23 protein-coding genes and 5 pseudogenes are annotated in these 20936 nt (G+C 50.8%); 27 read left to right on the top strand and 1 reads right to left on the bottom strand.

Annotated elements, in window-relative coordinates:
- Positions 1 to 82: 82 nt before the first annotated feature.
- From ACQ86N_RS23010 to traK, 15 genes and pseudogenes are all read left to right on the top strand, one after another.
- Positions 83 to 505: pseudogene (locus ACQ86N_RS23010) on the top strand (RteC domain-containing protein); the annotation flags it as partial.
- A gap of 35 nt (positions 506 to 540) precedes the next feature.
- Positions 541 to 942 carry an RteC domain-containing protein gene (locus ACQ86N_RS23005; protein WP_431217556.1) on the top strand — a complete coding sequence of 134 codons (402 nt, stop codon included), beginning with the start codon at positions 541 to 543 and terminating at the stop codon, positions 940 to 942.
- Positions 929 to 1636 carry a hypothetical protein gene (locus ACQ86N_RS23000; RefSeq protein ID WP_431217155.1) on the top strand — a complete coding sequence of 236 codons (708 nt, stop codon included), beginning with the start codon at positions 929 to 931 and terminating at the stop codon, positions 1634 to 1636. Before ACQ86N_RS23005 ends, ACQ86N_RS23000 begins: the two co-directional genes overlap by 14 nt.
- A 122-nt stretch (positions 1637 to 1758) precedes the next feature.
- Positions 1759 to 2112 carry a DUF4134 domain-containing protein gene (locus ACQ86N_RS22995; protein ID WP_431217154.1) on the top strand — a complete coding sequence of 118 codons (354 nt, stop codon included), beginning with the start codon at positions 1759 to 1761 and terminating at the stop codon, positions 2110 to 2112.
- Positions 2113 to 2117: 5 nt separating this feature from the next.
- The gene (locus ACQ86N_RS22990; protein WP_431217153.1) at positions 2118 to 2486 is read left to right on the top strand and encodes a hypothetical protein; all 369 of its coding nucleotides are present in this window, start codon (positions 2118 to 2120) and stop codon (positions 2484 to 2486) included.
- A gap of 1 nt (position 2487) precedes the next feature.
- Positions 2488 to 2823 (top strand): DUF4133 domain-containing protein, encoded by a 336-nt coding sequence (locus ACQ86N_RS22985; RefSeq protein ID WP_431217152.1) that lies wholly within the window; start codon positions 2488 to 2490, stop codon positions 2821 to 2823.
- A pseudogene (locus tag ACQ86N_RS22980) lies at positions 2810 to 2902 on the top strand (DUF3875 domain-containing protein); the annotation flags it as partial. The gene ACQ86N_RS22985 and the pseudogene ACQ86N_RS22980, both read left to right, overlap by 14 nt.
- Before the next feature lie 1187 nt (positions 2903 to 4089).
- A complete protein-coding gene (locus ACQ86N_RS22975; protein ID WP_431217151.1) occupies positions 4090 to 5277 on the top strand; it encodes a TraG family conjugative transposon ATPase in 1188 nt (395 codons plus the stop codon).
- Positions 5278 to 5434: 157 nt separating this feature from the next.
- The gene (locus ACQ86N_RS22970) at positions 5435 to 5839 is read left to right on the top strand and encodes a hypothetical protein (RefSeq protein WP_431217150.1); all 405 of its coding nucleotides are present in this window, start codon (positions 5435 to 5437) and stop codon (positions 5837 to 5839) included.
- A gap of 15 nt (positions 5840 to 5854) precedes the next feature.
- Complete coding sequence (locus ACQ86N_RS22965) at positions 5855 to 6517, top strand: conjugal transfer protein TraI (RefSeq protein WP_431217149.1); 663 nt, start codon at positions 5855 to 5857, stop codon at positions 6515 to 6517.
- A gap of 12 nt (positions 6518 to 6529) precedes the next feature.
- Complete coding sequence (locus ACQ86N_RS22960; RefSeq protein WP_431217148.1) at positions 6530 to 6994, top strand: hypothetical protein; 465 nt, start codon at positions 6530 to 6532, stop codon at positions 6992 to 6994.
- Between the two features lie 47 nt (positions 6995 to 7041).
- Complete coding sequence (locus ACQ86N_RS22955) at positions 7042 to 7683, top strand: hypothetical protein (protein ID WP_431217147.1); 642 nt, start codon at positions 7042 to 7044, stop codon at positions 7681 to 7683.
- Entirely contained in the window at positions 7680 to 8321 is a 642-nt protein-coding gene (locus tag ACQ86N_RS22950) for a TerB family tellurite resistance protein (RefSeq protein ID WP_431217146.1), read from the top strand. The genes ACQ86N_RS22955 and ACQ86N_RS22950 overlap by 4 nt, the downstream gene beginning before the upstream one ends.
- A 176-nt stretch (positions 8322 to 8497) precedes the next feature.
- On the top strand, positions 8498 to 9514 hold the full coding sequence (locus tag ACQ86N_RS22945) for a conjugative transposon protein TraJ (RefSeq protein WP_431217555.1): 1017 nt from the start codon (positions 8498 to 8500) through the stop codon (positions 9512 to 9514).
- Between the two features lie 27 nt (positions 9515 to 9541).
- Complete coding sequence (gene traK, locus ACQ86N_RS22940; protein ID WP_431217145.1) at positions 9542 to 10174, top strand: conjugative transposon protein TraK; 633 nt, start codon at positions 9542 to 9544, stop codon at positions 10172 to 10174.
- Positions 10175 to 10189: 15 nt separating this feature from the next.
- Here traK and ACQ86N_RS22935 read toward each other — a convergent pair whose 3' ends face one another.
- Positions 10190 to 10411 (bottom strand): hypothetical protein, encoded by a 222-nt coding sequence (locus ACQ86N_RS22935; RefSeq protein ID WP_431217144.1) that lies wholly within the window; start codon positions 10409 to 10411, stop codon positions 10190 to 10192.
- Between the two features lie 151 nt (positions 10412 to 10562).
- Here ACQ86N_RS22935 and traM point away from each other — a divergent pair, with 151 nt between their 5' ends.
- The 12 genes and pseudogenes from traM (at position 10563) to ACQ86N_RS22875 (ending at position 20936) form a co-directional block, all read left to right on the top strand.
- Positions 10563 to 11867, top strand: a complete 1305-nt coding sequence (traM, locus tag ACQ86N_RS22930; protein WP_431217143.1) for a conjugative transposon protein TraM — start codon at positions 10563 to 10565, stop codon at positions 11865 to 11867.
- A gap of 162 nt (positions 11868 to 12029) precedes the next feature.
- Positions 12030 to 12818: a conjugative transposon protein TraN gene (gene traN, locus ACQ86N_RS22925; RefSeq protein WP_431217554.1), complete on the top strand. Its 789-nt coding sequence runs from the start codon at positions 12030 to 12032 to the stop codon at positions 12816 to 12818.
- Positions 12770 to 13855 (top strand): hypothetical protein, encoded by a 1086-nt coding sequence (locus ACQ86N_RS22920; protein WP_431217142.1) that lies wholly within the window; start codon positions 12770 to 12772, stop codon positions 13853 to 13855. Before traN ends, ACQ86N_RS22920 begins: the two co-directional genes overlap by 49 nt.
- A 12-nt stretch (positions 13856 to 13867) precedes the next feature.
- Positions 13868 to 14446 carry a hypothetical protein gene (locus ACQ86N_RS22915; RefSeq protein ID WP_431217141.1) on the top strand — a complete coding sequence of 193 codons (579 nt, stop codon included), beginning with the start codon at positions 13868 to 13870 and terminating at the stop codon, positions 14444 to 14446.
- Between the two features lie 52 nt (positions 14447 to 14498).
- Positions 14499 to 15539, top strand: a complete 1041-nt coding sequence (locus ACQ86N_RS22910; RefSeq protein ID WP_431217140.1) for a PDDEXK nuclease domain-containing protein — start codon at positions 14499 to 14501, stop codon at positions 15537 to 15539.
- Between the two features lie 250 nt (positions 15540 to 15789).
- Positions 15790 to 16209 (top strand): HYC_CC_PP family protein, encoded by a 420-nt coding sequence (locus ACQ86N_RS22905; protein ID WP_431217139.1) that lies wholly within the window; start codon positions 15790 to 15792, stop codon positions 16207 to 16209.
- A gap of 97 nt (positions 16210 to 16306) precedes the next feature.
- The gene (locus ACQ86N_RS22900; protein WP_431217138.1) at positions 16307 to 16675 is read left to right on the top strand and encodes a heavy-metal-associated domain-containing protein; all 369 of its coding nucleotides are present in this window, start codon (positions 16307 to 16309) and stop codon (positions 16673 to 16675) included.
- Between the two features lie 29 nt (positions 16676 to 16704).
- Entirely contained in the window at positions 16705 to 17058 is a 354-nt protein-coding gene (locus ACQ86N_RS22895; protein ID WP_431217137.1) for a heavy metal-binding domain-containing protein, read from the top strand.
- Positions 17059 to 17078: 20 nt separating this feature from the next.
- Positions 17079 to 17503, top strand: a pseudogene (locus tag ACQ86N_RS22890) (DUF3347 domain-containing protein); the annotation flags it as partial.
- Positions 17504 to 17576: 73 nt separating this feature from the next.
- Positions 17577 to 17702 (top strand): hypothetical protein, encoded by a 126-nt coding sequence (locus ACQ86N_RS22885; protein WP_431218096.1) that lies wholly within the window; start codon positions 17577 to 17579, stop codon positions 17700 to 17702.
- A gap of 2 nt (positions 17703 to 17704) precedes the next feature.
- Positions 17705 to 19294: pseudogene (locus tag ACQ86N_RS22880) on the top strand (efflux RND transporter permease subunit).
- A 180-nt stretch (positions 19295 to 19474) separates the two neighbouring features.
- Positions 19475 to 20936, top strand: a pseudogene (locus ACQ86N_RS22875) (efflux RND transporter permease subunit).

Raw genomic sequence — 20936 nt, 5'->3', positions numbered from 1 at the left:
TCGTTCCACGGCAAACTTCAAGGTTAATAAAATCGCTTTTCACTAACGCCATTTTTGTTTCGTGAACTAAAATTCCGAAACTATGGCCAACTCAGTATCTGCGGGACCCACCTACTGGACCGAACTCCGCAATGATCTCTCCGAAGACATCGCTGCCGCCCTAAAAGACGGTCTCCAACCCATTCATTTGGCCCAGAAGGCGATGCGCGTGTCTGAGGAGGCGCTGGTGAAACTCAATGAGTCCCTACAGCGTTACTCTTTCTCCAATCCATCCGAACAGATAAACTTTTATAAGGAGGTACAGCCCTTTTTTGTCAGCCGGGTGATTTTCTTTGCGCGTGTCTTCCGCTTAGAAACCGGCCGGCCTTCCGCAGATCCCACAACCGTACAAAGCTATCTGCAAAAGGAATGGCAATTTATCCGTGACTTCCAAGCCGATCATTACTTTCTTTGCCGGTATATCCGTGCAGGGGAGACCTGGCTGGATGAAAAGCTCTTTATTCCAAACCCTGACCATGTGCTCGCCCCCTTGTTTGGGACCTGCACGATCCTTTCCTTCATGATGCCTCAGGGACCGTCGCATGGCTTCTCTCGCTCGATCTTATGCAAGACTATCTCCTTCGAGCTGAGGAAGAACTTACCCGTCCGCATGATCCGAAACAACGCAATATTGCCAAGCTCACCTGGACCGATTCCAAGTCCGCCCTCATAGAGCTTGCATATGCCATCCAATCTGCCGGCTCACTCAATGATCGAAAAGCCAGCCTGCGCGAGATCATCGAAGGCTTGCAAGCCGCATTCAATATCGACCTCGGCCATTATCCAAGAGTCTTCCAGGAAATCTTATCCAGAAAGACGGGCTATACTACCTACATTGACCGGCTGCGGGAAAAGCTCCTACTGCGCATCAAAATCATCGAAGAAAAATATGATCCTAAATAACCTGACGACAGCTAAGGATATTTTGCGAAACTATTTTCCTCAACACCGCCTCCGTACTGAAACCCCGCCTTTTTACGACCCCATCTTTGCAACAGAACATCAGTCAACTCACCACCCAAAACAGAAATCTCATGTTCCCCCATCTTCCACCCCCACTACTCCCCACCACAGCTTCCCTCCTCGTGGTGCTTCTCCCCTGCTCGCTTTTGTACTGTTTGCGTTCATCAACTACCGCAAACGCCTTTCTGCAGTTCTTAATCATGGATCGGCTCAGGTACAAATGAAGGCTTCCTCCAAAACTGCCGAGCCATTTTTCCCCGCCCTGATCGACAAGCCCGCCGCCGAACCAATTCACCGGACATCCGCCCAGGTTTCTACCGAAGACTATGCGGACGATGACATTATGATCATGGCCGACGAAGATGAAAGCTTCCTTCTCAAATCCGCCGAGAACGTCGTTGAACAGATCCAGTCCGTAGTCGATGAGATTGCGGCGGGCCAATCCCCGTATCCGGCCAACCCCGACGAAGTTTTCACTAGAATTCGCGCCATCGTTTCGCAGTATCGCATATTTGAAAATACCGAGTATTACGACGCCATCAACAACTTCGTAGCCGTCACAGTACAACGCGACTGCGATCTCGCGCTCACGCCTGATGACCTCAAGGGGCTTTGGTTGCTCCAAGCAGCGTAGTCCCTAACCTTCAGGTAATTCCCCACCTCACTTGTTCTGTCATCCCAATTTCCTGCCCCCTGTCGGGCCGGGCTGGGGCATCCTTGCCCCACAGAATCCGCTCACCCTCATAATCAACTTCTATGTCCCCCCGTACCCCCCGCACCAAAAGAAAGGTCGTTCTTTCCCATTCCCGAGCCCTCAACGTTGTAGTTCTCCTTTTCCTAGCCGGTCGTAGCTATGGCCAATTGGCAGGCAATGGCAATAGCGGTATCACCACCGCCGCCAACACCGTTAATGGATATTTCAATATTGCCTGCACCCTCCTGTATGCCATCGGCGGCATCGTGGGCCTGATCGGCGCCGTGAAGGTTTTCAATGCCTGGAATAGCGGCGACCCGAACACGAACAAGCTCGCCGCCGCCTGGTTCGGCTCCTGTGTCTTTCTGGTTGTGGTCGCGACCGTTCTTAAATCATTCTTTGGCGTCGGCTCATAATTGACATGAAAACACTGCCCATCATCGACATCGCCGGTACCGATTTCTTGGTAGACCTCCGGCGGATGGAGTTCAGGGAGGTCGCCAATCCGGCAAATAAGATCACCTTCTACGACTTCCGCGACAATGGCGATCACCTCGTGCTGCTGTACGATACTGAAACCCGCAACGCTTATGGCGGACCGGGCAAGAAATTAGCCGAAACGGGCAAGGTGAGGATTATCCGACTACAGCCACTCGATCAGCTCGATCCCTTCACCTATATGCTGTTGCAAGGGCGGCAGGACAACCGCCTCCAGCAGCTCCAACGAGCCGCCAAGCTATTTCATCCGTCTGCTGAAAGTTGCGCCGCTCAACGAAAGAAAACCAAATGATATGGCCACCGTCTATTCCATCAACCGCGGAATTAATCGCAGCCTGGAGTTCAAGGGAATCAAAGCGCAATACGTCATTTACCTCGCCCTAGGTCTCGTTCTCCTGCTACTGCTCTTTGCTGCCTTTCATATCGCTCATATCAATCTTTACGTCAGCATAGCCATTATTCTGCCTGCCGGAGGCGCGCTCGTGCTCACCGTTAAACGCCTCAGCGACCGCTATGGTGAGCATGGGTTGACCAAACACAGCGCCGTCCGCCGCCTTCCAACCTCAGTCCAGTCCCGCTCCAGAAAGATCTTTCTCCAGCTCAAACCGTCCACCAGTGAAAAAGCATAAAACGCTCGAAAAGCTCCTGCCTATCTATAAGGTCGAACAGGACTGCATTCTCTCCCGCCTTGGCGATATTACTCTCGCCTACGAGCTCACGCTGCCGGAGATCTTCACCCTATCCGCGGATGATTTCGAGGCCTTACACCAGGCCTGGCTCAAGGCTATTCGTGTACTGCCGAACCATACCGTGCTGCACAAGCAGGACTGGTTCATGGAAAGCCGCTATCGAGCAGACTTTTCGAATCCGCACCAATCCTTTCTGGCCCGCAGCAGCGAACGCTTCTTTCACGAACGTCCCTATCTCGACCATCATTGCTATCTTTTCCTCTGCCAGAAGCCCGAAGGGCGCCGCCCATCGAGTGCCCTTCTTTCCACGCTGATCCGGCCTACTCTGCTGCCGGGCCCCGCTCAGGACACCAAGCGCTGGGACCTCTTTCTCGACAAAGCCGGGCAGTTCGCCCGCATCCTTCAGGACTCCGGCTATATTCAGCTGCGGCGGCTTACTAGCGACGAACTGGCCAGCACCAGCGATCGGCCAGGTCTATTGGAACGGTACTGCTATCTCCTGCATCCCCAGGATGCCCCGGTTATCCGTGACATTGAGCTAGTACCCGACCTCCGCATCGGCGATCTACATTGCCAACTGTTCAGCCTCGCCGACGTCCAAGATATCCCCCCGCTATGTGGCCCTCGCGTCAACTATGACAAATACAGCACCGATCGCACCAGATTTAGCGTGAGTTTTGCCGCACCGCTCGGCCAGCTACTTTCTTGCAACCACCTGTATAACCAATATATTTTCATCGAGGATTCGCGGGAAGCCCTCAAAAAAATGGAGGCCCGGCGTCTCAGACTCCAATCATTATCCGCTTATTCGAGGGAAAATGCCATCAGCCGCGATGCCACCAATGATTTCCTTAATGAGGCCATCGGTCACCAGCGCCTTCCCGTCAAGGCCCATTTTAATATCCTCACGTGGTCCGATGACCCTGTACAGGCTAAAGAAATGAAAAACATTGTCTCCGCTTCCCTGGCTCAGATGGACGCCCAGACCCGACAGGAGACCGTCAGTGCCCCGCAACTCTTCTGGGCTGGGATGCCTGGCAATGCTGCCGACCTCCCCATGCATGAGACCTTCGATACTTTTGCTGAACAGGCGGCCTGCTTTCTTAATATCGAGACCAACTATCGCAGCTCCGTTTCTCCTGTAGGCCTCCGCCTGGGGAACGACTCAACGGCAGGCCGTTGCATGTCGATATCTCTGACGAGCCTATGGCCAGGGGCACCTGCACTAACCGGAACAAATTCATCCTCGGGCCCAGCGGGAGCGGCAAAAGCTTCTTCACCAATTTGTTCGTCCGCAGCTACGTTGAGCAGGGCGCCCATGCGGTCATAATCGACGTTGGACATAGCTATCGCGGACTCTGCGAATTACTGGACGGCTATTATTTCACCTACTCGGAATCCGATCCGATCCGCTTCAACCCTTTCTTCCTCGGCGAAGAGCAGCTTGACACAGAAAAGAAAGAATCGATCAAAACCCTTCTCCTTGCACTCTGGAAAAAGGATGATGAAAACTTCAGTCGGTCTGAGTACGTGTCTCTCTCCAACGCGCTCCAGGCATATTTTGATTACCTGAAGCAACACCCAGAGATTTTCCCGTGCTTCGATAGCTTCTATGAGTACCTCCGAGATCAATTCCTCGTTACCCTTCGGCACTCCGGCATCAAGGACAAAGATTTCGATATTGACAACTTTCTCTATGTCCTTCAACCATACTATGCCGGCGGCGAATATGACTACCTGCTGAACGCCCGTGAAAACTTGAACCTGCTTGACCAGCCTTTGGTGGTTATAGAAATCGACGCGATAAAGGATCATCCAATTTTATTTCCGGTCACGACGATCATCACGATGCAGCTCTTCATTGACAAGATGAGGAAACTAAAAGGGGTACGAAAGATCATATTGATTGAGGAGGCCTGGAAGGCCATTATGCGCCAGGGCATGGCCGAATATGTGAAATATCTTTTCAAGACAGTTAGAAAATTTTACGGCGAAGCTATTGTCGTAACGCAGGAAGTTGAGGATATTATTTCAAGTCCGATCGTCAGGCAAGCTATAATTAACAATAGCGACTGTAAAATCCTGCTCGATCAATCTAAATACCAAAATAAATTTGATCAAATACAGGAAATGCTTGGTCTTACGGAGAAGGAAAAAGCCCTGGTACTTTCTCTCAATAAATCCAACGATCCCAAGCGGAAATATAAAGAGGTGTTTATTTCCCTAGGAGGTATGCTTAGCAAGGTCTACAGGACTGAGGTATCGCTGGAAGAATATCTCGCCTACACCACTGAAGAAAAGGAAAAGATGCACGTCCAGGCTTATTCTAAAAAATACGGCAGCATCCGTCGCGGCATTGCCATGCTCGCGCGCGACATGCGCGCGGCTTCTTGAACTATGCTCACCTGGCTAAGCATTTATTTCGAATCGGTGTTCTTTTTTTACCCAACCCCGTCTCCATACTGAAGACCCGCCTCCCCGGCGAGCGATCTTTGCCTCAGATGACGTGCTCTATTTGCTAAGCGCCTTCCTTACCATCAAACTATTTATCATGAAACGGATTTTTCTTATTTCGATTTTCCCACTCCTGTTACTGTCTTGCGATCGCCAGTCCAAAGGTGCTACACTCCGCAACCCTCAACCAGAGCCCACCTTTTTCGTATCTGGCATCTACGTAAACTTTGAGAAATCCAGTTATTGCCGCACGTGGGACACGCTCGTCGTCACCAAGGACCGCCATCAGATCAACGTCTATCGCATCACTCGGCTCACCTCATTCCAGCGCAACCTCGAAGAGGATTACGACCAGATCGAACGAAACATCGCTTCCTGGACCGGCTCGTATGACGCGTCCAAGGCCATCATGCACGTGCTGAATGAAGGGCGGCCTCTGATTTTCCGACCCTCAACGAATGCCGCTTATCTCGACAACCACGTCTTTACCAAGATTGAATAACTCCAAACCTACCCCATGAAACGTAACCGAGCCACGATAGGTGCCTTGCTGCTGGTGGTCCTCTTCTTCATCCCTGCCACCAGCAATGCGCAGATCGGCGAAATTATCGGCGCTGTCATTGAAGCTATAGATATAGGCGTCCAAAAAGCCCAGAATGCCGTTATCGACCTGCAGAATGTCGAAAAACAGATCGAAAACGAGCTCTCTCAAACCCAGCTTGCACAGATTGCCGATTGGACCCAGCAGCAGAAAGACCTTTACTCCAACTACTTCACGGAACTGTGGAAAGTGAAAACTGTGATTACCGACTTCCGTAAAATCACTTCTATCATTGCCAGCCAGGCTCAACTTGTAACTGAATACAAGACAGCTTATGCACAGGTTCGACGCGACCCGCATTTCACCCCCGGTGAGGTAAACTATATCTATAACGTACTTTCCAGCATCGTCAATGAAAGCATCCAAAACATAGACCAGATTACCAAGCTCCTTGAGTCTTTTACAGTCCAGATGTCTGATGCCGATCGGATGCGACTCATCCAGCATGCCTCAGACAATATACAGCGCGAAATAGGCAACCTGCGCGCGTTTAACAGTCAAAATGCTGCCTTGAGCCTCCAGCGAGCAACCGACCAAAAGGACCTCAATACTGTTAAGCAGCTCTATGGCCTCCCCTAAAAAAACTCCGCTATGAGCCTCTTTGCTGACATACTTGATGTGCATACCGACTGGCTTACTCGAAAAGGCTTTGACCAGCAAGGTCTCGGGCTCACCGGCACGAAAGAAGACTTACTGAATAGGTTAGAAGACGCCTTGTTCAACACCGTTTGCGATAAGAAGAATTTCTGGGCAAGAAAGCCCCTTGATATCAACTTGCAGATTGCTGGGCACTTAGGTCGTCATAATCAGGAGTTGGTGAATTTCCACTTCCACTACGTTTACTACCCGAAACGACCAAAACTGAACTTGCTTTCGCTCCAGGCTGAGTGGAAGGGAGTAACTGATACCTGGTTAATCACTGGCGATCGCCAGCATCTCTTGCCGAGCTCCGAACACGCATACCAACAGCTTTACTACAAAGCTAACATGCATCAAATCAACACTGCTATTCACATCAGTCCGCGGATCGGAGAATTCAGACCCCGTTTGCATTGAGTTTCCCATCAGAATCCACACCGTCGTCCCTTAAAAAGATAGCCATCATGCCCTCCCTGATCATACCCACTCTCCGAAGCCGGCACATCGCCATCCTTACCTTGATTTTCGCCCTGGCCGCCCCGCCCGCTCGTGCCCAGATGGACCGGGATGAAATGCTCGCACAGATTGCCAAACTCCAGCTCTTCATTTCCCACATTGAAAAGGGCTACCAACTCGTCCGCCAGGGACTTACTACGATTGGCGACATCAAACAGGGGGATTTGAATATCCACCAGTTGTTCTTCACCTCTCTACAGGTAGTTAGTCCGGAGATTCGAAACTATGTCAAAATTGCTGATATCCTTACCATGCAGGCCAGCATGCTTTCCGCCTACCATGCCGGCTATGAAGAGGCTAAAGCCGCTAATTTATTCAGCGCTGCCGACATCAACTATATCAACTCCCTATTCCAAGGCATTCTCGGAAAAAACAACGACGATATCCTGGAACTCACCGGTATCCTTACGGACGGCGACTGGCAGATGAACGATGCCCAGCGGCTTAGCCGCATTGACCACCTCTATGAAAGTGTCACTGCCCAATATCAGTCCCTCCTGCGATTCAACGACCATCTTCACCTGCTAGCCTTGCAAAAGAAACAAAACTCACAGGACCTGCAAAATATCGCTCAACTCATCCACCCATGAAAAAGCTTCTTTTCCTGCCGCTTCTTTTTCTGCTCATCACTCTCCCTTCGCACCGCGCCTCCTGTCAGGCCGCTCAGCTCGAGCAGCTCGCCCTGGATATTGAAAAGCTTGCTCAATTCAAAAGCATCCTGTCCGATATGAAGAAGGGCTACCAAATCCTCACTAATGGATACAACACTGTCCGGAGCCTCGCTCAGGGGAGCTTTAATCTCCACCAGGCCTTCCTCAACGGCCTGCTGACAGTTAGTCCCACCGTCAAAAACTATGTTCGGATCGCCGACATCATCAATACTCAGGCCGCTTTCGTCTCTGAATACAAGCAAGCTCTCACCCAGTTCAAGAATTCGGGAATGCTTAATCCGTCGGAGCTCAATTACATCGCCGGCGTCTACGGCAACCTTTTCGGTCACGCGTTAGACAATCTCGACGTGTTGGTGAGCATCCTGACAGACGGCCAGCTGCGGATGAGCGATGCCGAACGTGTCTCGTCTATCGATGCCATCGACGCTGACATGCACAGTCAGCTCACCTTCCAACGGAGCTTCCTGGGCCGGGCGGGGGTGCTTGTAGCCCAACGTCAGCAAGCCACACAGGAATCTCAGCACCTCCAAAGCCTTTATTCCACGCCCAACGACTAGAACCATGAAAAAGCTTCTTCCTATTTTTTCCGCCCTTTTCCTTGCATTGTTTTTACCCATGGTTACACAGGCACAGACCGCCGCAGGGGGCATCGCCCAAATGCACGTCGTGCTTGCAGCCGTCAGGGACCAAATGATGCCCCTCTGTGCTCAGCTAATTACGGTTTCCCAGTGCCATTGCAGGTTTCGGTACGCTCTTCTATATCGGTTTCCGTGTATGGAAACATATTGCCCGTGCCGAGCCCGTCGATTTCTTTCCCCTTCTGCGGCCCTTGGTTCTGACAATCCTTATTGGATTTTTCCCGCAGGTCGTGCTCAACACTCTCAACTCGATTCTCGAGCCAACAGTGACCGCCACGGCCAAGATCGTCGACGATGAGAACGCCGCTGTACTGAATCTCATCAGCCTTCAAGCCCGAACCATCGGCGGCGACACTACCCAGCAGGTTGTTATGAACCCTTACGATTTTGGCAGTAACCGGGGTCCTGACCAGTATACCGATCCCTCTGCCACTACGTCCGGCACCTCCGATAGCGGTGGCTTCTGGTCCAGCATCGGAAGCGGACTAAAATTCTTGATGAGTGGCATGTACAACAGTCTTAAAGTAATCTTCCAATTCTTCCTGTCCCTCATCCTTCAGGTCCTATACTATGCTGCATCGCTCTGTATTGACACAATCCGCACCTTCCACCTAATTGTGCTCGCCATCCTTGGACCACTCGCCTTTGCCTTCAGCTGCTATGACGGTTTACAAAATTCGCTCACCCACTGGCTTGCCCGCTACATCAATATCTATTTATGGTTGCCGATCGCCAACATTTTCGGAGCCATCCTCGCGAAGATCCAGGAGAACATGCTCAAGGCGGATCTGGCGAGTGGCACTGCACATTTCGTACAAACTGAAATTACTTACCTCATCTTCCTGGTCATCGGCATCGTCGGCTACTTCACGGTCCCCGGGATTGCCAACTACATCATCCACACTCACGGTCCTAATCCACTCGCTCAGAAGGTCTCCAACCTCGCCCAGACGGCAGTATCCGTAGCTGCTACTGCAGCCACCGGAGTTCCCGTTGGGGCAGGAGGGGGTGGGGGAGGCACCAATCCTACCGCAGCTACTGGTTACCAAGATAGCCAGGGCGCAGCCAAGAGCGAGCCCAATGCCTACACCCGCAAACAGATCGAAGGCTAAACCATTCACCCTACATGCTTACTCCCTATGTTCCAGCAACTAAAAAACATTGACACCGCTTTTCGGCATGTCCGTCTATTCTCTCTGCTTTTTCTCATCGGCGCCGTGGCCATCTGCTGCTACACCATCTACAGAACCTCCGCTGCTTTGGAGCGCAACCGCCACGAAATTTATCTCCTCGTCAACGGCAAACTTATCAATGCTATGGCCATCGATCGCAAAGACTCTCTTTCTGTCGAGATCAGGGACCACGTAAAAATGTTCCATTTCTATTTCTACTCTCTGGAGCCCGACGAACAGATCATCAAACGCCACCTTACCGCTGCTCTCTACCTGGCGGATAATAGCGCCAAGCAAGAGTACGATAATCTCACGGAAACTGGCTACTACTCCAATATTATCAGCGGCAACATCAGTCAGCAGGTACTCGATCCCGACAGTGTTCTGGTTAACACCAGCCAACCGCCATATTATTTCCGGTACTACGGCAAACTCAGGATTGTCCGGGAAACCAGTATTCTCACACGCTCGCTCATTACCGAAGGTGCCGTCCGAGTGCTGAACGCTGTCAGCGACAAAAATCCCCACGGTTTTCTCATCGAGAGCTGGAAAGTACTCGAGAACAAAGACCTCTCCGTTGAATTGCGAAACAATCATTAATCCAGACCTATGCGTTTATTTAACCGAAAACCAAAATCCGTCCCGCCTCCGGCGCCGCTCAATCTGCTGGCACTTGCGCTTAACCGATGGATCGATGGCATCAAACGCCGCATCGCCGATGGACTCAGCCACCGCGAGCAACGAATGACTCTCCGGCAAAAAAAATGGGCTCTTGCCATCTTCTACAGCCTTAGTACCGGTCTCTTCCTTTTCAACCTCTATCACGGTCTGATTCATAACCCCTCTATTACTTATGGACCCGCTGGGTACATTCATATGCCCGCTGAGCTACCACCTCCGGCGCCGCCCACCAGAAAGGTCTCCAGATCACCGGGCGATAGCACCACCAAGCACATTCCCTCAGATTCATCCGCTAAAAATTCAACACATGCGCCCTCAAGACAATAAACAATCGAAAAAAAGACGCCTTCTGGCTGCCCTCATCATCTTCGGAGTGCCCGCTCTCATCATTTTAGGTGTGGTCGTCAGCCTGTACCACCCGCATTCCACCGCAAACGCTTCTGCGGCGAAAAAAAATGCTTTCAATCCCCGCATGCCAGCTCCCAATCTAAAGGAAGGCGAAAAAAGCAAGCTGGAAGTTTACCTCGACGCAGAAAAGGACTCCATTCGCCGGCAGCAATTGCTACACAATGACCCTTATGCAAAAAACAGCAATAGTATTCTGCCTCTAATTGATTCCCCTGGAAGGAAAACCGGTGCCGCCCAGCATCCCTCTTGGCCGCCTGCGGTCTCTCCCGTCGATAGCAATGAACGCAAGGTTAATGAGCATCTGGCGCGGCTCTACAATGTCCTTCATAGCGGCCCCGCGGCCTCCGGAGGAAATGGAGTATCCGGTGTTCCCTATGCCGGCCAGACTGTCCTGAGCGCTCCTTTAGCCTCCTCGCTATCTGACCGGTCACTTGATCGCCTCCAGCAGCTTCAGGACCGCCTGCAACAACAGGATACAACTCCGAGCCCCCAACTTCAACAGCTAAATGCCTTACTTGATAAGGTGCTTACTATTCAGCATCCCGACCGCATTAAACCTGCCCGCGACAGCGCGGAATCCAATAATAATAGGCGCAGTGCCTATCCCGTCACTGCGCAGGACCCGCGCACCGCTCACCAGGACGATGCTGCTCCGGTCAGCGACGTCTCGGTCTTTAGCACAACCGCTAACACTTTCTACGGGTTTTCTGATGATTCCGACAGCACCATAGCTGCATCACAAGCTATCCGTGCGGTTGTACATGCCGACCAAACAGTCCAGACCGGTTCAGTGGTCAAGCTGCGCCTGCTTCAAGATATTTTCATAAAAGGCGTCCGCATACCCGCCAACTCTTTCATTTTTGGCCCCTGCGCGATCAGCAACGAACGGGTCGCTATACATCTCTCGCAGGTTCAGTTCGACGGCCAGGTCTATCCAATTGATATGCGGGTCCTCGATGCGGTTGATGCTCTCGAAGGACTCTATGTCCCCGGGGCCATTAGCCGTGACGTCCTCAAGGAAGGAGCCGGGCAAAGCGTCAGTAGTCTTGGCCTAACTTCTTTTGATCCCTCGTTCGGTGCACAGGCCGCTGCGGCAGGGATTGAAACCGCCAGGAACTTAATGGGCCGCAAGATTCGTCTGATCACTGCCACCCTTAAGGCGGGGACCCTCGCTATCCTCCAGCCGGCCCAATCACACCCATGATTCCCATTATCTAATCTCCCAACGTACAATTCATGAAAACATTCATTTCTGCCATCCTTCTGTTCACTCTTGCTATGACAGCCCAATTGCCCGTGCATAGTCAATCTTTGCCTCTCCCGCCGTCAACTCTAATCCTTCATTACCGACTGTTCTTAACCTACAATTCAACCACTTGTTCTTGTCTTTCCCGCCCCAGTCCGTCCCATCGATCGGGGCGACCGCGACGTTCTCGCTCAACGCCAGACGGGGGTAGATAACGTCCTAAAGCTCAAGGCCGCTCGTCGTAACTTCTCGCCAACCAACCTGCACGTCTTCACTTCCGACGGAAAGGTCTATGCTTTTGACCTTTATTATACTGACACACTCGCCTCCACCTACAACCTCACGCGGCTGGACCCTGCTACAACGCCATTCGGCCCGGAGATAGTGCTTGCCGGCCAGCCACTAAATTCTGATCAGCTTAGTGACTGCCTGGCCCTTGTTCGACAGCAGTCTCCCGAATTTTCAATCCGCAGCCATCGCTATGGAATGAGGCTGCAGCTTCAAAACATTGCCATGGCCGGTCCAATACTATTCTTCCGATTCACCGTCTACAACAAGTCCAATCTGGACTACACGCCAGACTTCCTAAGGCTCTATCTCAGCGACCAAGCCCGAGCAAAGCGAACTTCTCGCCAGGACCAAGAGCTAAGCCCGGTGTATGCGGATACCCTGGTGACGATCCCCGGTAAAGAAAGCCGCATGTTCATTGTCGGGCTTTCCCGTGTAACAATCCCCGACCGGAAGGAGTTCCGCGTTGAACTCTACGAAAAAAATGGAGGACGAGCTATCGCTCTCCGTATCCGTAATCGCCAGATCCTTCACGCCCAACGCACTGGCTATCCCCACTTCTCCTTCATCCAATGCCAACCAATAATCAACCTTTCGACCGTGTCCTTGACGCCCTGCTGATGCAGGCCGAGCAAGAGGCCACCCAACGCACCCGCAATCCATCGCTTCGCCGGGACGATCCCTATTTGCTTGGCCTTCGCCAAGCTCAATACGAATCTATCCTTGACGGTTACAGGAGTCGGAAAGACCTCACGCAGGAAGAAAAAAGAGGCCTTACCTATGTCCGCACCCAGGTCCGTATCCTGAATGCCCGCTTGCACCCAAATTTGCTAAACCGCATTCGCTACCTGCGCCCTGTCAACTGGATATTCAATTGGATACGTGGACGCGCTGCCCTGGTAGACGGATACAACAATCAACTCCAGGATCAGGACCGGCGAACGGTCCAGGAGCAAAACGTCCAGCGACTGAGCGAAGAAATGAAAAAGGCAGGCTTCAAAGTAAGCCTGGAGGGGCCTTTGAAAAGGGCTGTTGCCCAAGACCGGCCCTATTTCAATCTCCCATACGCTGCTTCTGACGATGCCAAGACCGACTATGTCTTACATTTTAAGAAACTCCCCGGTACTGATGCCTATTATCTTGATAATTTCGATGCCGCCACGAAGCCCACTCCACAAGAAGTTCTCAGGGGGAATTCCATCGTCCGACAAAACTTTTCCCTTATTGATGACTACGCGCTATCCGCCCATGAGGCCGCCAGCGTTATTAGACAAATACCCGTCGCCAGAAATATCGATGGCCAGGAAAAATGGCTTATTACCGACGCCCTGGGAGAACGGAGATGGGTGGACTTCGACTTACAAGCCGCCCTCAATAGATATCCTATAAAAGAGTTGCGAGATCCTGCTCGAATGCAGGCGTTAATTACTGCCCTTCATAGTGGCAGCTCGCGGGAGATCACTTTCCGTAAGAATGGCCAGACCCACGAGCTACGCGTACAGGTAGACTCATCGGCTGAGGGGCTGCTCTTCAAGGACCGGAACGGGAACCTTGTCGATGCTGACCGGATTTTCCAGTCCAACTCCAATGTCGAAAAGGTCCTCTCGATGACCCAGGGAGAGGCCGTTGTACGTGAGCTTCATCCCAAAATATCCTAACACAACCATTCCATGAATCACCTTCCTTATAAAACTCTCGCTGAACATGAAACCCTCCTGGCAGAAAGAGGTTGGCTCGATCCTGTGATGGGTTCGACACGCCTGGGAGATTGGCTTAAGGAGTTTCGGGAAAAATTCGAAGAATGCCGTCTCGATGCCATCACTACCGACAAAAGAAAGGAGTTCTCTATGCCTGCAATCGGAACTTTCAACGATGGGCTCGACAAAGTCTCTTTCTCTCTCCGTTACCGCTATGACCCCCGCCTTGAATCTCTTACCTTGATCACTATTCAGACAAAACTTGGACGTACTTCCTGGACTTATTTCCTCAATGGCCGAAAGGAGCCTCCCACGCCCACCGATGCCTACCAAAAGCTCCGGTTACGTGAAGGCCCTCTCCGCAATGAGATCGTCCTTAACCGTATCCAACGCGAGCATGATCAGCTAAACGATCCCTTCCGCGATCCCCACCTCGACATGAATCATCCCGGTTTCCAGCAGACGAATGACCTTCATAAGGAGGACGAATTTCGCGAGTACCCGCCCAATGATCTTACTTCCTTCCTCAATCGACCATCCCGCCGTCGCTAATTCGGGACGCACTGCGTCCCGAATTTATTTCCCATCAAATCGATTCATTATCATGCAATTAGCGCCGACCCTTCTCCATGAAATCAAATCCATCTGGCTTTCTGCCCGCCATAGGGCCTACTCTCAGGTCAACCGCACCCTCATTGATGCCTATTGGCAGATCGGCCAGCGAATCGTGCTGGAAGAGCAGAAAGGGAAGGACCGCGCCAGGTATGGTGCCTTCCTGCTGCGCGAACTGGCCGAAAGGCTAACTGAGGAGCTAGGCAAAGGCATGGATGAACGCGATCTGCGGCAAATGCGGCAGTTCTATCTCTGCTTCACCAATAAGGATGTACTCCGTTCAGAGCTCAGTTGGACGCATTATCGCCTCCTTCTCAGAGTCGAGGATCCCGCCGCACGCGCTTATTATGCCAAGGAAGCCGCCGAACAAGGGTGGGGGACCCGCCAACTCGAACGAAACATTCAGACAGGCTATTTTACCCGCCTGCTCTCCAGCCAGCCCGATCTCCTGGCGTCCGGCAAGCAATCTTCAGAACAAAGCCCAGGAAACCGTCTGACCCCTGCCGACTTAGTAAAAGATCCTTATATCATGGAGTTTCTCGGTACATCCCTGCCTTCGCACTTCACTGAAACCGATCTCGAGACTGCCCTTTTGGCTCAGCTCCAGCATTTCCTTCTTGAACTCGGCAAAGGCTTCGCTTTTGTTGGCCGACAAGTCCCCATCCGTACTGAGACCAAAATTTTCTATATCGATTTAGTATTTTACAATTTCATCCTCAAGGCCTTCTGTATCGTAGAGCTAAAAACAACCGCTCTCACCCACCAGGACATCGGACAACTCGATATGTATGTGCGGATGTTCGAAGATCTCAAAAAGGTTCCCGGTGATAACCCCACCATTGGTATTATCCTGTGCACCGATAAGGATGAAACCCTGGTCAAGTACAGTGTTCTCGAAGAAAACCGCCAACTTTTCGCCTCCCGATATCGCCTGGTCCTTCCCTCTGAAGAAAGAACTCAGCCTCCAGATCGAAAAGGAAAAAGAACTCCTTCACCGAGCCCAAGCCCACTGATCTACTTTGCCATTCTCTAGGCAGTGTAAAGTACTTTTCCCGCACAATTCAATTTGTCGAATTTTGATATAGCAAGGTTCAATCTGAAACTAGCGATGGCGAGTTTAGAAGCCGCATGATCGGAATGCCCTTTAGGGCATTTTCTTCCCATTTTTGCTCTGCAATACGGCAGGAGTCGGTGACTGTCGGTTGCAACTACCCCCTCCCTTAATTTAACAAATGCAAATTTTGACAGTTGGGAATTAAAACTACCTTTGCATAGTAATTCTCATGAAAAGGTTTTTGGCAACCATATTAGCAATTATCTATCTCTCCACTTCAATGGGGGCTACCGTGCATCTGCATTATTGCATGGACAAGCTCATGGGTTGGGGATTGCTTGACCGTTCCGATAAGGATTGTACGTTCTGCGGCATGCCGGCAAACTCGCCGGGAAAAGACTGTACTGTAGCTATGAAGGGCTGCTGCCGCGATGAGCATCGTCTTATTAAGAACAAGGGCGATCAAAAAGATACACCGCTATCTTTTGAATCGGCTAAGGCCCCGGTGATCGTTGCTGATGTTCCTTACGGTTTATGGGTCAATCCTTTTGTCATCTCTCCTGTTTTGCTTCAGCCGGTTGCCAATGGGCCACCGCTACTGGCCAGCGGCATTCCCGTTTTCCTGCGCAATTGTAATTTCCGCATTTGACTGATGTATATCTTCTTTAGCCTGACATTTCTGTCGGGCTTTTGTGCTTTGCCCTAAAAGCATGCAATTTTTCTCATAATTCTTAAAAATTAAATGTATGAAAACGATTAAAGCATTTTTGGCTATTGCCATTGCTATAACTAGTGTATCGTTTGCCAACGCTCAATCCTACAATACAAAACTGGATGGACCCTTCACTTCCAACAAGACGCTCAAAGTAAGCGGCGTATGCGATATGTGCAAACACAGGATCGAGACGGCGGTTAAAGCCTTGCCGGGCATCTGGTCCGCCGATTGGAATGTAAATTCCAACACCCTGTATGTTACTTATGACAGGTCAAAAGTCAATCCAGGCAAAATAGAAAATGCGGTTGCAGCCGTCGGGCATGACACGCAAAACCACAAAGCGCCGGACCTCGCATATACTCAATTGCCCGACTGTTGTCATTATCACCGTAAAAGTTAATACCCATTGCTAATATTAAAAATTTAAACATGAAAAAGCTAGTTATTGTGATCGTTGCCCTCCTTATTACTTCATCGGGACTTTTTGCCCAGGATAAGACTGCAAAGAAGGATACCATGCAGCACATGCAGTATACTTGTACCATGCATCCGGAAGTTATCAGCGATAAACCCGGTAAATGCTCTAAATGCAATCGCGAATTGGTGGTGGATAGAAGGGGTTCCAAACAGGCAAGCATTATTTACACCTGCCCGATGCACCCGGATGTCACCAGCAATAAGCCCGGCAAATGCCCCAAGTGCGGTATGGAGCTTGTTGAGAAGAAAGTGCCCGCTAAAGGAAAAATGAAAAAAGATTCCAGCGAAATGAAGATGAATAAATAACTAATTAAATACCATTTATTATGAAGACAATTATTGCAGGAATGTTCCTGGTGGCTATGCTTGGCTTTACTGCCTGCGAGGATGGAGGCAAAAGCAAAGAGGCTGATACTACAGCGACCATGAGCAAGGATTCTTCCATGCAGCCATCGGGCGCCGCGGATACCAATGCGGCCATTGTTACACCAACCTTTACACAGATCGATCCAAAAGCGGGCACAGGTATCAAAGGCATTGTTGATGATTACCTGAAGCTGAAAAATGCGCTGGCAGCCGATAATGGCGGCGGGGCGGCAGATGCCGGCAAAACCATGGTGAATGATCTTGGTAAGATGGATAAATCCCTGCTTACCGCCGATCAGAAAAAGTGTATGACGACACGGAGGACGATCTGAAAGAACATGCTGAGCATATTGGGAAGAATGGGAGCAACATTGCCCACCAGCGCGAGCATTTTGCCATGATGAGCGAGGATGTGTATTCGCTGGTAAAGGCTTTCGGTGGAGGCCAAACCCTCTATCATGACCACTTGCCCGATGTACCAGGAAAAGGGAGCCATGTGGGTAAGCGAGGTAGCAGCCATCAAAAATCCGTATATGGGCAGTAAGATGGCTACCTGCGGTGAAGTAAAAGAAAAAATTAAGTAGTCATGGTTCAAAAGTTAATCGAACTATCCCTTCGCAACAGGTACCTGGTGCTAGTAACGGCACTAGGTCTGTTGGTCTGGGGCGTATTCGCCGTCAGGCAAAACCCCATTGACGCGATCCCTGACCTGTCGGAAAACCAAGTTATTGTGTTCACGGAATGGATGGGTCGCAGCCCTCAGATCATAGAAGACCAGGTGACCTATCCCCTGGTATCTAACTTGCAGGGCATCCCTAAAGTGAAAAATATACGTGGAACCTCCATGTTTGGGATGAGTTTCGTCTATATCATTTTTGAGGATAATGCGGACATCTACTGGGCACGTACCCGGGTATTGGAGCGACTGAATTATGCTCAACGGCTGCTGCCCCCGGAAGTAACGCCCAGCTTAGGGCCAGACGGCACGGGCGTAGGACATGTACTATGGTATACCTTGAACGCCCCGGGAATAGACCTGGGGGAACAGAGGGCGTTGCAGGACTGGTATATTAAATTCGGATTGCAAACAGTGCCCGGAGTTGCGGAAATAGCTTCTTTTGGCGGATTTGAAAAACAGTACCAGTTAGTGGTCGATCCTGTCAAGTTGCAATTCTACAATATATCGCTAATGGATGTGATGAATAAGGTCAAGGCAAACAATAACGATGTGGGGGGCCGGAAATTCGAGATGAGCGATATGGCCTTTATCATTCGGGGCCTGGGGTATGTCAAAAATAAAGAAGACCTGGAAGGCATTGCCCTGGCGACCAACAAAGGTATCCCTGTCCGGGTAAAAGATATCGGTACGGTGCAAATGGGAGGGGATCTGCGGTTGGGCATTTTCGACCAGAACGGGGAAGGCGAGGTGGTCGGCGGAATTGTGGTCATGCGCTATGGCGAAAATGCGGACCAGGTGATCAATGCTGTAAAAGAAAAAATGAAGGACGTGGAAAAGGGGCTGCCGGAGGGCGTTCATTTCAAAATTGCCTATGACCGCAGTACGCTGATCGAGGCAGCCATCGCCAACATCAAAGGGAAATTAGGGGAGGAAATGCTGGCTGTATCGCTGATCGTCATCCTCTTTTTATTCCACTGGCGCAGTGCCTTGAGCATTATCATCCAGATCCCCATCACCATTGCCATCAGTTTTATACTGCTGAATGCCTTTGGCCTGTCATCCAATATCATGTCACTCACTGGGATTGCCCTGGCCATCGGCGTCATTGTTGACAACGGCATTATCATGTCGGAAAATTCTTACCGGAACCTGGCCGAATGGCAGGAAAAGCATTCACCCAACAAATAACAGTGCATGGCATTAAAAAATATCAAAAAAGGCTGGGAGAGGCGAAATAATTACTACCGGATCCCCCTGGTGGAAAGACTGGCCATTATTGAGCGGTCCTGCAAACAGGTCTCCCGGGGTGTCTTCTTTTCGACTATCATCATCATTACCTCTTTTCTGCCTGTATTCCTGCTAACGGGTCAGGAAGGAAAGCTTTTCCATCCGCTAGCCTATACCAAGACCTTTATCATGCTGGTAGATGCTTTTCTGGTAGTCACCACTGGCGCCGGTATTAATCTCTTTCTTTATGCGGGGCCGTTTCCGCGGTGAACAGGCCAACCCCGTCAACAGGGTATTGGAAAGGATCTATGAGCCCCTCTTACGGCTGTGCATCCGGTGGCGAAAAACCACCATCGGCATTAATATCATCGCCTTGCTAATCAGCATACCCCTCGTTCTGAGTTTGGGAAGGGAGTTTATGCCTCCCTGGATGAAGGGTCGATCCTCTTTATGCCGGTGACTTTACCCGATGTATCTAATTCAGAGGTGAAAAGGATCCTCCAGGTGCAGGACAAGATCATTAAATCTGTCCCTGAAGTAATGAATGTGCTTGGCAAGGCGGGCAGGGCAAACACTGCCACAGACAACTCCCCTATCAGTATGGTAGAAACGATTGTCCTGCTGAAACCCCGGTCGCAGTGGCGTGCAGGCGTCAGCAAAGAAGATATTATCAATGAACTTAACAACAAATTGCAGATACCCGGTGTCACCAACGGCTGGACCCAGCCTATTATCAACCGGATCAATATGCTGTCCACCGGTATCCGCACCGATGTCGGGGTCAAAGTATACGGGCAGAACCTGGATTCAATCTATGTCTTTGCGCAAAAGGTAAAAAATGAATTGCAGGGAGTCGATGGGGTCAAAGACCTGTATGTGGAACCCATCACAGGCGGAAAATATATTGATATCGCCATTAAGCGGGACGAGATCGCCCGGTATGGACTGAGCGTCGATGATGTGAATGCCGTTATCGAGAGCGCCCTGGGGGTATGAAATTGACGACCACCATCGAAGGCCGCCGGCGATTCTCCGTCAACGCCCGGTATGCCCAGGATTTCAGAGATAATTTAGAAGCATTGAAACGGCTGTCCGTGCAGACCATGCAATTCGGGCCTATCCCATTAAGTGCCGTAGCGGATGTCCAGATGACGGAAGGACCACCTATGATCAATTCTGAAAATGCTTTGTTGCGGGGTACCGTTCTTTTCAACGTACGCGACAGGGACCTGGCCGGCACGGTACAGGAATCGCAGGACCGGCTGAATAAGATGCTGACACATCTTCCCAAAGGCTATTTCCTGGAATGGAGCGGTCAGTACGAGAACCTGATCAGGGGGAAAAAACGCTAAAGCTCGTTTTGCCCATCGTACTGGTCATCATCTTTATTTCCATGTACTTCGCTTTCCACTCTGCCCGGGAAGCCTTGCTGAGCTTAATTTCCATTCCCTTTGCCTTGATAGGCGGTGCTTATATGGTGTATTTCTGGGGCGTGAACTTATCGGTGGCGGTAGCCGTTGGCTTTATTGCCCTCTTCGGCCTGGCGGTGGAAACCGGCATCGTCATGGTGATCTATCTGAATGACGCCATGCAGCAGTTGGTGGAGGCAAAAGGAAATTCCACTAAGACGATCACCTCCACAGATCTACGGGAATATGTGATCGCAGGTGCAGCAAAGAGGCTGCGCCCCAAACTAATGACTGTCTGCGTAGCCTTGTTCGGGCTGATTCCGATCCTTTGGAGTTCAGGAGTAGGGAGTGACGTAATGAAACCTATTGTGCTGCCCATGATTGGCGGAGTATTTACCTCTTCTATTCATATCCTCCTTGTAACCCCCATCATTTTCCTGATGAGTAAAGAATTTGAATTAAGAAAACATGGAAAGATCGATGTACTGGAAGCTAAACATTAA

The sequence above is a fragment of the Puia sp. P3 genome (assembly GCF_050632245.1).
In the GTDB taxonomy this organism is placed as follows: domain Bacteria; phylum Bacteroidota; class Bacteroidia; order Chitinophagales; family Chitinophagaceae; genus Puia.
This window is presented reverse-complemented; position numbering and strand designations above follow the sequence as displayed.